Origin of the sequence: Streptomyces sp. NRRL B-24085, from assembly GCF_001282115.1 — a bacterium.
In the GTDB taxonomy this organism is placed as follows: Bacteria; Actinomycetota; Actinomycetes; order Streptomycetales; family Streptomycetaceae; genus Streptomyces.
Window position 1 is genome coordinate 1 of the sequence record NZ_LJBR01000472.1, and the last position, 11125, is coordinate 11125.

Annotated in this window: 12 protein-coding genes; 8 read left to right on the top strand and 4 right to left on the bottom strand. The window is 71.6% G+C overall.

Annotation, left to right across the window (positions count from 1 at the left end; all coding sequences use genetic code 11):
* Together AOJ26_RS37005 and AOJ26_RS37010 are read right to left on the bottom strand one after the other, a co-directional pair.
* A partial coding sequence (locus AOJ26_RS37005; RefSeq protein ID WP_159044479.1) for an MBL fold metallo-hydrolase occupies window positions 1–250 on the bottom strand: 250 nt, incomplete at its 3' end.
* 74 nt (window positions 251–324) lie between these two features.
* Complete coding sequence (locus tag AOJ26_RS37010; RefSeq protein WP_053852740.1) at window positions 325–909, bottom strand: TIGR03086 family metal-binding protein; 585 nt, start codon at window positions 907–909, stop codon at window positions 325–327.
* Between the two features lie 126 nt (window positions 910–1035).
* Between AOJ26_RS37010 and AOJ26_RS37015 the strand changes: the two genes are divergently transcribed.
* The gene (locus AOJ26_RS37015) at window positions 1036–2238 is read left to right on the top strand and encodes an MFS transporter (RefSeq protein WP_179200402.1); all 1203 of its coding nucleotides are present in this window, start codon (window positions 1036–1038) and stop codon (window positions 2236–2238) included.
* Here AOJ26_RS37015 and AOJ26_RS37020 read toward each other — a convergent pair.
* Both AOJ26_RS37020 and AOJ26_RS37025 read right to left on the bottom strand, forming a co-directional pair.
* Window positions 2175–3335, bottom strand: coding sequence for a hypothetical protein (locus tag AOJ26_RS37020; RefSeq protein WP_053852741.1), 1161 nt, complete (start codon window positions 3333–3335; stop codon window positions 2175–2177). The two genes, AOJ26_RS37015 and AOJ26_RS37020, sit on opposite strands and share 64 nt — an antisense overlap.
* Window positions 3332–4276, bottom strand: coding sequence for a 5-dehydro-4-deoxyglucarate dehydratase (locus tag AOJ26_RS37025; RefSeq protein WP_053852742.1), 945 nt, complete (start codon window positions 4274–4276; stop codon window positions 3332–3334). The genes AOJ26_RS37020 and AOJ26_RS37025 overlap by 4 nt, the downstream gene beginning before the upstream one ends.
* A gap of 151 nt (window positions 4277–4427) precedes the next feature.
* Between AOJ26_RS37025 and AOJ26_RS37030 the strand changes: the two genes are divergently transcribed.
* The 7 genes from AOJ26_RS37030 to AOJ26_RS37060 all read left to right on the top strand — a co-directional run.
* A complete protein-coding gene (locus tag AOJ26_RS37030) occupies window positions 4428–5237 on the top strand; it encodes an NAD-dependent epimerase/dehydratase family protein (RefSeq protein ID WP_053852743.1) in 810 nt (269 codons plus the stop codon).
* Window positions 5238–5540: 303 nt separating this feature from the next.
* Window positions 5541–6308, top strand: coding sequence for a DeoR/GlpR family DNA-binding transcription regulator (locus tag AOJ26_RS37035; protein WP_053852744.1), 768 nt, complete (start codon window positions 5541–5543; stop codon window positions 6306–6308).
* Window positions 6309–6384: 76 nt separating this feature from the next.
* Window positions 6385–7758 carry an ABC transporter substrate-binding protein gene (locus tag AOJ26_RS37040; RefSeq protein WP_053852745.1) on the top strand — a complete coding sequence of 458 codons (1374 nt, stop codon included), beginning with the start codon at window positions 6385–6387 and terminating at the stop codon, window positions 7756–7758.
* Entirely contained in the window at window positions 7755–8693 is a 939-nt protein-coding gene (locus AOJ26_RS37045) for a carbohydrate ABC transporter permease (RefSeq protein ID WP_053852746.1), read from the top strand. Before AOJ26_RS37040 ends, AOJ26_RS37045 begins: the two co-directional genes overlap by 4 nt.
* Window positions 8690–9529, top strand: coding sequence for a carbohydrate ABC transporter permease (locus tag AOJ26_RS37050; protein ID WP_053852747.1), 840 nt, complete (start codon window positions 8690–8692; stop codon window positions 9527–9529). The genes AOJ26_RS37045 and AOJ26_RS37050 overlap by 4 nt, the downstream gene beginning before the upstream one ends.
* Window positions 9526–10515, top strand: a complete 990-nt coding sequence (locus AOJ26_RS37055; protein WP_053852748.1) for a zinc-dependent alcohol dehydrogenase family protein — start codon at window positions 9526–9528, stop codon at window positions 10513–10515. Before AOJ26_RS37050 ends, AOJ26_RS37055 begins: the two co-directional genes overlap by 4 nt.
* A gap of 52 nt (window positions 10516–10567) precedes the next feature.
* On the top strand, window positions 10568–11125 hold a 558-nt coding region (locus tag AOJ26_RS37060; RefSeq protein ID WP_179200403.1), incomplete at its 3' end, for a TerD family protein.

The following is an 11125-nucleotide window of genomic DNA, read 5'->3' on the forward strand; positions in this document are numbered from 1 at the left end:
GATGTCCGCCGTAGGCGAAGGCGTAGACGGCGGCGAGGAGATCGGCACTGTGATCGGCGTGCAGGTGGGAGATCCAGATCGCCGTCAGCCGCGAGGGGTCCGTGTGCCGCTGCAATTCCGCGAAGGTGCCGGGTCCGGCGTCCACCCACACCTCGGCGCCCCCGCCGCGCAGCAGATAGCCGGAGCAGGGGCGGCCCGGCGCGGGGTGCGGGGAGGCGGTACCGAGGACGGTGAGGCTGAGGGGCGGCATGGTGGGGAGCGTACGGTCCGCTCCCGCCGCCCGCCGCCCGTTTCCGTCCGTCTACGGCACGGTGGCCCCGGCGTCTACGGCGTCCAGCCCGGGTTCCGCCCGCTCAGGCCCAGGGCCCGGTCCAGCAGCGGTGCCTCCTCGGGCACCGGGACGATCGGACCGAAGATGGCGTCCCGGCTCGGGTCGTCGGCGGACGCCTGGAGGAAGTCGTACGTCGCCCGGAGCGCGGCGGGGTCCGGGTCGTACGGCTGGCTGGTGGCCATGGCCAGGTCCCAGCCGTGGACGACCAGTTCGTCGACGGCGACGGCGGCCGCGACCTCGGCGGGCAGGTCGACACCGCCCGCGCGGGTCATGCCGGTCCAGGCGGCCGGGTCGCGCCAGGCCGCGGCGAGCTCGTCGAGGACCTTGGGGAGCTCCTCGCGCCAGCCGGGGCCGACGTCCGGGAGGGAGTCGGTCGGCGGGGTGTCGGTGGTGGCGCCGAGGTCCTTGCGGGCGGCGTCACGGAAGGCGGCGGAGAGACCGAGCAGGTGGCCGAGCAGGTTGCGCACCGCGTACTCGGGACACGGCGTGGCGTTCCCGAGCTGCTCGTCGGTGACGCCCTCGGCCAGCAGGGCGATGACGCGGGTCTGCGGTCCGAGGTCCAGCGGCGGGACGGTCATGCGGGGCTCCTCACGGTTCACGGTGTGGTGAGGGGTTGACCGCCGCCGCCGCGAAAACTCATCGCCCGCGTTCTAGGGAACCTGCCCCATCCCGTCGCGGGGGCCTTAGACCCACGATGGGCAGGCATGACGAAGACATGGGCGGTGCTCCACGACCGCGACGCCAGGCTCTGTCTCACCGGAGTGCTCGTCTCCGGTTTCGGCACCTCGGCCCTGTGGCTGGTGTCCGGCGTCTGGGTCAAGGACCTCACCGGCTCGGACGGCCTCGCCGCGCTGTGCATGCTCGCGATGTGGCTGCCGACCCTGGCGGGCCCGCTGCTCGGCACGATCGCCGACCGGGTCCGCCGCAAACCGCTGCTGATCGGCGGCAACCTGCTGATGGCGGCCCTGCTGCCGGTCCTGCTCACCGAACGGGTCGCGGTCGTCCTCGCGGTCCTCCTCGTCTACGGCACGACGGGCGTCGTCCTCGACGCGGCGGAGTCGGCCCTGGTCGCCGGCGCCGTCGCCCCGTCCCTGCTCGGCGACTTCAACGGGCTGCGGACGGCGGTCAACGAGGGCATGAAACTGGTGGCGCCCCTGGCCGGAGCGGGCCTCTACACCCTCTACGGCGGCCCGGCGGTGGCCCTGCTGGACGCGACCACGTTCGTGCTCGCCGCGCTCCTGTACCGCGGCCTGCGGGTCCGGGAGGACGGGCCCGGGCCGTCCCGGCGCACCCCGTTCGTCGAAGGCACCCGCCACATCTGGGCCCACCCCGCACTCCGCCCCCTGATCCTGGCGGGCGCCGGCACCATGCTGTGCGCGGGGGTCAACGGCGCGCTGATGTACGCCGTGATCGACGGACTCGGCCACTCCCCCGCGTACGCCGGAGCGCTGTACGCCGTGCAGGGCGCCGGTTCGGTGGCGGTGGGGCTGCTCTCCGGGCCCGCCCTGCGCCGGCTGGGCGGCCGCCGGTTCGCCGGGTACGGCATCGTCCTGGCCGCCGTGGCCGCGGGGCTGCGGGCGGTCCCGTCCGACCCGCTGGCCCTGGTGTGCAGCGCGGCCGTCGGCCTGGGCCTGCCCTGTGTGCTGATCGCCGCGCTCACCGCCGTGCAGCGCGAGACCCCGGACGCGCTGCTGGGCCGTGCGGTCGCCACCGCCAACACCCTGGTGTTCGCCCCGAACGTGCTCGGTCTCGCGGTGGGCGCGGCCCTGGTCGAACCGGTCGACCAGCGGCCGCTGTCGGCCGTCCTGGGCGTGGTGTGGCTGGTCTCGTCGGTCCCGCTGCTTCAGAGGCGGGCCAGGGCCGAGCGGATCGCGTCCAGGTCGCCGTCCGACGCCAACCCGGCGTGATACAGCCGGAGTTCGCTCGCCCCGGCCTCCCGTGCGCGGGCCGCGTCCGCGGCGAGCGTGCCCGGGCTGCCGCCCATGCCCGACACGACGGGGAAGTTGGCGGCGACGACCGCGCCCTCGCGGACCCCGGCGAAGGGCCTGAGCAGGTCCGGGCCGCCCGCGCAGGGCACGACGACCCCGTCCGCGACGGACAGGACGTGCTCGGGGTCGACGCCCGCGTTGGCGCCGACGTGGTACGTCACGGGGTCGGCGTGCAGCAGGATCTGGAAGCCCTCGGGCGCGGCCGAGCGAACGGCCCGCACCGCGCTCTCCTGGAGCGTGCGGGCGGTCTCGTCCCGCCACGCGCGCGTGGCCGCCGCCCGCTCGGAGCCCAGGAGCTTCTCGACGCCGGCCCAGCCGCCGTCGTCCGGCGCCCCCTGCCACAGCGGCTCCAGCGCGGCGCGGACGGCGGCGGCGAGCGCGTCGGCGTCCTGCCCCTGTTCGCCGTACCCCTCACGGCAGGTTCCGCAGAAGCAGAGCGCCATGAGGTACATCCCGGCGTCGCCGAGCGGGACCCCGCCGGTCTTGTCGTGGGCGTGCAGGTGCTGGAGGCCGTACCAGCCGAGGGACTCCAGTTCGGTGCCGGCCGCGCCCGGGCGCACGGCCGCCTCCACGGCGAGGTCGACGAGGTACGCGCGCGTGGCGGGCTGTGCGATGCACGGGGCCCACGGGTAGCGGTCGCCGTAGGCGTTGACGACGGAGGTGTCCGGGTGCTCGGCGCCCAGGCGGGAGTTGTGCGCGAGGACGACCCAGGTGTGCACCTCCAGACCGGCCCCGCCGAGCTCGGCACAGGCCGATCCGAAGGCGTCGCCCGGCGCCCAGTCGCCGGCCGCGTACGGACGCAGGCTCCGCCCTTCCCAGCGCGGGTCCGTCGGGTACAGGACGGCCGCGTGCTCGGCGGTGACGATGCGGTGGCGCGGGTGACGGGGCGTCAGCGCGCGCGTGGAGTGGTAGGCGGAGGCGAGGGTCGCCTGCCGCACGCCGAGCCCGGCGATGCGGGCCGCGGCCTCCGGGTCCCCGTTGACGTCCCAGGGGTAGACGAACGCCGACGCCTTCACTGTGCCTCCTCCAGGAGCGCGTACCCGCGCTCGATGATCTCCGCGAGCTGCTTCACATGGTCCGCGCCCGGCTCGTGCAGCGGCGGGCGGACCTCGCCCACGTCGAGGCCGCGCATCCGGACGGCGGCCTTGACCAGGGAGACGGCGTACCCGCGGCCCTGCGCGCGCAGTTCGACGAAGGGCCGGTAGAAGCCGTCGAGCAGACGGTCGGCCGTCGTCCGGTCGCCGTCGGCGAGGGCCCGGTGGAAGGCGAGGGCGATCTCGGGGGCGAAGCAGAAGACGGCGGAGGAGTACAGGGGGACGCCGATGGCCTGGTAGGCGAGCTGGGTCTGCTCGGCGGTCGGAAGTCCGTTGAAGTAGAGGAAGTCGCCGGGCACCTCGGTGCGTACGGCGCTGACGGTCCGCTGCATGAGGTCGAGGTCGCCGAGACCGTCCTTGAGGCCGATGACGCCCTCGGTGCGGGCCAGTTCGACGACGGATTCCGGGGTGAAGACGGCGTTGTCGCGCTGGTAGACGATCACCGGCAGCGCGGTCGCGGCGGCCACCTCTCGGTAGTGCCGCAGCAGCCCCTCCTGCCCCGCCACGACGAGGTAGGGCGGCATGGCGAGCAGGCCGTCGGCCCCGGCCGCCTCGGCGAGCCGCGCGTACCGGACGGCGAGCGCGGTGCCGTATCCGGCGCCCGCGACCACCGGTACGCGCCCCGCCACCTCCTCGACGGCCGCCCGGACGCACCGCTCGAACTCCTCGGGCGTGAGCGCGTGGAACTCCCCGGTGCCGCAGCACGCGAACACGGCCGCGGCCCCGGCGTCCACACCTCGGCGTACGTGCGCGCGGTACACGGCGAGGTCGGGGGATCCGTCGGGGCCGTAGGCGGTGACGGGGAAGAACAGCGGCCCGCTGGGGATGCCGAGTCGGTGGGCGAGGTCGGCGGACGGCGTCACAGGCTCTCCCTAAAGTGGCATGCAGAATACTGATCAGAGTTTATATTTATGAACGCTCCTCGCGCCACCCTTGACGAAGTCAAGAAACGATCCCTAACTTGTCCACGCATGTGAATACCGTACTCATGAGCCCGTTCAAGGAGACCTGCGGATGCCCGCTCCTCGTACCGTTCTGCTCACCGGTGCCGCCGGCGGGCTCGGCACCCTGATGCGGGATCTGCTCCCGGGCTACGGGTACGAACTGCGCCTGCTCGATCTGCGGCCCGTGGAGGGCGAGCCGGACGCGGTCGTCGCCGACCTCGCCGACAAGGACGCGGTACGCGAGGCCGTACGGGGCGTCGACGCGATCATCCACCTCGCGGGCATCTCCCTGGAAGCCCCCTTCGAGAAGATCCTCAAGGCGAACATCGAGGGCACCTACAACCTGTACGAGGCCGCGCACGCGGAGGGCGTCGGACGGATCGTCTTCGCCTCCTCCAACCACGCCGTCGGCTACACCCCCCGGCCGCGGGACGGCGACCCGCTCATCCCGATCGACACTCCGCGTCGCCCGGACACCTTCTACGGCCTGTCCAAGTCCTTCGGTGAGGACCTCGCACAGCTCTACTGGGACCGGCACGGCCTGGAGACGGTCTCCGTGCGCATCGGCTCCTGCTTCGCCGAGCCGACCAGCGTGCGGATGCTCTCGGTGTGGATGAGCCCGGCCGACGGCGCCCGCCTCTTCCACGCGGCCCTGACCGCCGAGGACGTCGGTCACACCGTGGTCTACGGCTCCTCCGCCAACACCCGCCTGTGGTGGGACCTGACCACCGCGCGGGCCCTCGGCTACGACCCGCAGGACGACTCCGAGCCCTACGCCGAGAAGCTGATCGCCGAACAGGGCGAACTCCAGGAGGGCAACGAAGGCCACGCCTACCTGGGCGGCCAGTTCGTGACGGACCCGCCGATCTGGCCGTACTGACACGGTCGACACCGACGGGCGGGCACCGAACGGGCCCGCCCGCAGCCATTCCGGGCACGAGAAGCAGCCCGGGGTCAGGCGCGAAGCGCCACCCCCCAGGGGCGCGGGGAACTGCGCGACCAGCCACAACGAACCTGCAGCCGCCGTACGACCGCACCGCACAAACCGGTGGGCGCGCTCCGCCCGAACGGGCACACGCGGTCACTATCACCCGAGCAACAGACCTGGTCACCGCAGTCCACCCGCTGTACAACTTCCTGCATCGGCCCGAACGGGCAGAACGACAGGAAGGCGGGTGACCGAATGACCAGAACCGCGGAAGAACGCCAGCGGGAGATCGTTCGTGCCGCCCGCACCACAGGTGCCGTGGACGTCAACACCCTGGCCGCACAACTCGGCGTCGCCAAGGAGACGGTGCGCAGAGATCTCCGCGCCCTGGAGGACCACGGCCTGGTCCGCCGTACGCACGGCGGCGCCTACCCCGTGGAGAGCGCCGGGTTCGAGACCACGCTCGCCTTCCGCGCCACCAGCCACGTGCCCGAGAAACGCAGGGTCGCAGCCGCCGCGGCCGAGCTGCTCGGGGACGCCGAGACGGTCTTCGTCGACGAGGGCTTCACCCCGCAGCTCATCGCCGAGGCCCTGCCCCGGGACCGGCCGCTGACCGTGGTCACCGCGTCCCTCCCGGTCGCCGGCGCCCTCGCCGGGGCCGAGAACACCTCCGTCCTGCTGCTCGGCGGCCGGGTCCGCCCCGGCACCCTGGCGACCGTCGACCACTGGACGACCAGGATGCTGGCCGGTTTCGTCCTCGACCTCGCCTACATCGGCGCCAACGGCATCTCTCGCGAACACGGCCTCACCACCCCCGACCCGGCCGTCAGCGAAGTCAAGGCGCAGGCGATCCGGGCGGCGCGCCGGACGGTGTTCGCCGGCGTGCACACCAAGTTCGGCGCGGTCAGCTTCTGCCGCTTCGCGGAGATCGGCGCGCTGGAGGCGATCGTGACGAGCACGCTGCTGCCCGCCTCGGAGGCACACCGTTACTCCCTGCTGGGCCCGCAGGTCATCAGGGCCTGAATCTCGAACCGACACCTCCACGGGCCACCGACGACCAGCGGTGACCCTTATGTCCCCCTATGTCCAGGAGCGATCCATGCGAACCCAGAGCCGACGACGGCCACCGCGAGCCACGCTCGCCATGGCCGCCGCAGGGACGCTGCTCGCCCCGCTGCTGTCCGGCTGCTGGGTCGGCGCGGGCGGGGCGGGGTCGGGCGGTGACGCCATCAACGTCCTGATGGTCAACAACCCCCAGATGACCGAGTTGCAGAAGCTGACCAGGGCCCACTTCACCAAGGAGACCGGGATCAAGGTCAACTTCACCGTCCTGCCCGAGAACGACGTCCGCGACAAGATCAGCCAGGACTTCGCCAACCAGGCCGGCCAGTACGACGTGGCGACCCTGTCCAACTACGAGATCCCGATCTACGCCCGCAACGGCTGGCTGCACGAGATGGACTCGTACGTGGCCAAGGACCCCTCGTACGACGAGAAGGACGTCCTGGCTCCGATGCGCCAGTCGCTGACCGGTGACGACGGCAAGCTCTACGGCCAGCCCTTCTACGGCGAGTCGTCCTTCCTGATGTACCGCAAGGACGTCTTCGAGCAGAAGGGCCTGACGATGCCGGCCCGTCCCACCTGGCAGCAGGTGGCGGACCTGGCGGCGAAGGCCGACGGGGCCGAGCCCGGCATGAAGGGCATCTGCCTGCGCGGCCTGCCCGGCTGGGGCGAGGTCATGGCACCCCTCACCACGGTGGTGAACACCTTCGGCGGCACCTGGTTCGACAAGAGCTGGAAGGCCCGGCTCGACTCGCCCGCCTTCGAGCAGGCCACGAAGTTCTACGTCGACCTCGTGCGCGAGCACGGTGAGTCCGGCGCCGCCCAGTCCGGGTTCGCCGAGTGCCTCAACAACATGACCCAGGGCAAGGTCGCCATGTGGTACGACGCCACCTCGGCGGCCGGTTCCCTGGAGGCGAAGGGCTCCCCGGTCAAGGGCAAGGTGGGCTACGCCCCCGCCCCCGTGGAGAAGACGGAGTCCTCCGGCTGGCTCTACACCTGGGCCTGGGGCATCCAGGACGCCTCCCGCAACCCGGACAAGGCATGGAAGTTCGTCTCCTGGGCCTCCAGCAAGCAGTACGAGCAGCTGGTGGGCGAACAGATCGGCTGGTCCAACGTCCCGGCCGGCAAGCGGGCTTCGACGTACACCAACCCGGCCTACGCCAAGGAGGCCGCCGCCTTCCAGGAGATGACCAAGCAGGCCATCGAGCAGGCCCGGCCCAACGACCCGGGTGTGCAGCCGCGCCCCGCGCCCGGCATCCAGTTCGTCGGCATCCCCGAGTTCACCGACCTCGGCACCAGGGTCTCCCAGGAGATCAGCGCGGCCATCGCCGGACGCCAGTCCGTCGAGTCGGCCCTGAAGAAGTCCCAGCGGATCGCCGAGAAGATCTCCGAGGAGTACGAGGGACGATGACCGCCACGACCATGGCCACGCCGGCCACCACCCCCGTGAGCACCGCGCGCCCGCCCTCGAACCGGCTGCGCGCCTGGGCCACCCGCGCCCCGCTGCTCCCCGCCCTGGTCTTCATGATCGTGGTCACCCAACTGCCCTTCGTGGCCACGGTGGTGATCTCGTTCTTCGACTGGAACTCCCTCTATCCCAAGGCCCGCCGCTTCACCGGCGTCGACAACTACCAGGAGGTCCTCACCGACGCGGACCTGCGCCACTCGGTGTGGACGACGATCCTGCTGACGGTGACCGTCGTCCTGGTCAGCCTGGTCCTCGGACTGCTCCTGGCCCTGCTCCTCGACCGCCGCTTCAAGGGCCGGGGCGTGGTCCGCACCCTGCTGATCGCCCCCTTCCTGGTGGTCCCGGTGGCCGCGGCCCTGCTCTGGAAGCACGTGCTCTACAACCCTGAATACGGCCTGCTCAATGGGCTGTTGCACTATGTGGGCGGCCCACAGCCGGACTGGATCTCCAACACCCCGCTGCTCGCGGTCGAGGCCTCCCTGGTCTGGCAGTGGACCCCGTTCATGATGCTCATCCTGCTGGCCGGCCTCCAGAGCCGCGACCAGCAGCAGATGGAGGCCGCGCGGGTGGACGGCGCGAGCGACTGGCAGATCTTCCGCTACCTGACCCTCCCGCACCTGCGCCGCTATCTCGAACTCGGCGCCCTGCTGGGCTCGATCTACATCGTCCAGAACTTCGACGCGGTCTTCACCATCACCTCCGGCGGCCTCGGGACCGCCAACCTGCCCTACACCGTCTACCAGAGCTTCTACCAGGCCCACGAGAACGGCCTCGCCTCGGCCGCCGGCGTCCTGGTCGTCATCGGCTCGATCATCATCGCGACCTTCGCCCTGCGCGTGGTGTCGTCCCTGTTCCGTGAGGAGGCCGGCCGCGCATGAGCAGCACCATCGCCGTGAAACGCAAGGGAATCGGTCTGGGCCTGGTGGCCTGGCTGGTGGGGATCGTCTTCTTCCTGCCGATCGCCTGGATGGCCCTGACGTCCTTCCACTCGGAGTCGGACGCGGCCACCAACCCGCCCTCCTTCGGCGCCGCCCTCACCCTGGACGGCTACCGCGAGTTCTTCGGCACGGGCGGCGGCGCGAGCCCCTGGCCCGCGCTGATCAACTCGACCGTCGCCTCGCTGGCCTCGACCCTCTTCGTGCTGCTCCTGGCCCTCCCGGCGGCGTACGCGCTCTCCATCCGGCCGGTCAGGAAGTGGACGGACGTCCTGTTCTTCTTCCTGTCCACCAAGATGCTGCCGGTGGTGGCGGGCCTGCTGCCCATCTACCTGTTCGCGAAGAACACCGACATGCTCGACAACATCTGGCTGCTGGTCATCCTCTACACCTCGATGAACCTGCCGATCGCGGTCTGGATGATGCAGTCCTTCCTCGCCGAGGTCCCGGTCGCGGTCATCGAGGCGGCGAGGGTGGACGGCGCGAGGCTCCCGACGATCCTCGCGCGCGTGGTCGCCCCCATCGCCCTGCCGGGCATCGCGGCCACCGCCCTGATCTGCTTCATCTTCAGCTGGAACGAGCTGCTCTTCGCGCGGGTGCTCACCGGCGTGGTCGCCGAGACCGCCCCCGTGTTCCTGACCGGCTTCATCACCAGCCAGGGCCTGTTCCTGGCGAAGGTGTGCGCCGCGTCGCTCGTCATCTCCCTGCCGGTGCTCGCCGCGGGGTTCGCCGCCCAGGACAAACTCGTCCAGGGCCTGTCGCTGGGAGCCGTGAAATGAAGGCCGCCGTCATCGAGTCCGTGGGCCGTGCCGTTGTCGCCGAGGTCCCCGACCCGACGCCCGGGCCGCGCGAGGTCGTCGTCGAGGTCGCCGCGTGCGGCCTGTGCGGCACCGACCTGCACATCCTCCAGGGGGAGTTCGCCCCGAAGCTGCCGATCGTGCCCGGCCACGAGTTCGCGGGCGAGGTGGTCGGCGTCGGCACCCAGGTCACCGAGCTCGCGGTCGGCGACCGGGTGGCGGTGGACCCGTCCCTGTACTGCCACGAGTGCCGCTACTGCCGTACGGGCCACAACAACCTCTGCGAACGCTGGGCCGCGATCGGTGTGACCACGGCGGGAGGCGCGGCACAGTTCGCCGTCGCCCCGGTCGCCAACTGCGTACGGCTGCCCGAGCACGTCCGCACGCAGGACGCCGCGCTGGTCGAGCCGCTGTCCTGCGCGATCCGCGGGTACGACGTCCTGCGGTCCCGGCTGGGCGCCCATGTGCTGATCTACGGCTCCGGGACCATGGGCCTGATGATGCTGGAGCTGGCCAAGCGGACCGGCGCGGCGAGCGTGGATGTGGTGGACGTGAACCCGGCCCGCCTGGAGACCGCCCGCAAGCTCGGCGTCTCGGCCTCGGCCGGGAACGCGGACGAACTGGACCGCCCGCAGGGCTGGGACCTGGTGATCGACGCGACCGGCAACGCGGCGGCGATTCAGGACGGCCTGGACCGGGTGGCCAAGGCCGGCACCTTCCTCCAGTTCGGCGTGGCCGACTACGCGACGCGGGTGACGATCGACCCGTACCGCATCTACAACCAGGAGATCACCATCACCGGCTCCATGGCGGTCCTGCACAGCTTCGAACGCGCGGCGGAGCTGTTCGCGACCGGGGTCCTGGACCCCGACGTCTTCATCAGCGACCGGCTGCCGCTGGACCGCTATCCCGAGGCGCTGGACCAGTTCGCGTCGGGGGTGGGCCGCAAGATCATGGTGGTGCCGTAGAAGATTAAGGGAACGGTAAAGCGCGCTCGCTCGTTCACCGGGCATGACAGCTATGACCCCCGGCTCGAACATCCCCCTCCCCGTCGCCCGAGTGACGGTGGACGTCTCCGCCCCGGTGCGGCTCGACGTATCGGGCCTGCTGCTCACCGCCGACGGCAAGGTGCGCTCCGACGACGACTTCATCTTCTACAACCAGCCGACGGGACCGGGGGTCACCTACCGGTCGGGCGGCGGTACGGCGCCTGACGCGATCAGCGTCGACACCGCCGCCCTGCCCCCCGGCATCGAGAAGATCGTCGTCACCGCGAGCCCGGACGCCGCGGGCCAGACCTTCCAGGGCATCGAACCGACGGCCACGATCCGCAACGCGGACGACAACAGCGAGCTGGCCACCTTCACCCCGCCGCAGCTCGGCACCGAGACCGCACTGGTGGTCGTGGAGATCTACCTGCGCAACGGCGCCTGGAAGGCCCGGGCGGTGGGCCAGGGGTACGCCAACGGCCTGGCCGGGATCGCGACGGACTTCGGCGTGACGGTGGAGGAACCCGCCCCGGCGCCGGTGGCACCGCCGGTCACGCCGGCCGTGCAGACTCCGCCCCCGGCCCCGCCC

Coding starts and splice junctions, on each gene's coding strand:
- AOJ26_RS37010 (WP_053852740.1), bottom strand. CDS start 909: ATGACCGTCCCGCCGCTGGACCTCGGACCGCAGACCCGCGTCATCGCC.
- AOJ26_RS37040 (WP_053852745.1), top strand. CDS start 6,385: ATGCGAACCCAGAGCCGACGACGGCCACCGCGAGCCACGCTCGCCATG.
- AOJ26_RS37015 (WP_179200402.1), top strand. CDS start 1,036: ATGACGAAGACATGGGCGGTGCTCCACGACCGCGACGCCAGGCTCTGT.
- AOJ26_RS37055 (WP_053852748.1), top strand. CDS start 9,526: ATGAAGGCCGCCGTCATCGAGTCCGTGGGCCGTGCCGTTGTCGCCGAG.
- AOJ26_RS37045 (WP_053852746.1), top strand. CDS start 7,755: ATGACCGCCACGACCATGGCCACGCCGGCCACCACCCCCGTGAGCACC.
- AOJ26_RS37050 (WP_053852747.1), top strand. CDS start 8,690: ATGAGCAGCACCATCGCCGTGAAACGCAAGGGAATCGGTCTGGGCCTG.
- AOJ26_RS37035 (WP_053852744.1), top strand. CDS start 5,541: ATGACCAGAACCGCGGAAGAACGCCAGCGGGAGATCGTTCGTGCCGCC.
- AOJ26_RS37030 (WP_053852743.1), top strand. CDS start 4,428: ATGCCCGCTCCTCGTACCGTTCTGCTCACCGGTGCCGCCGGCGGGCTC.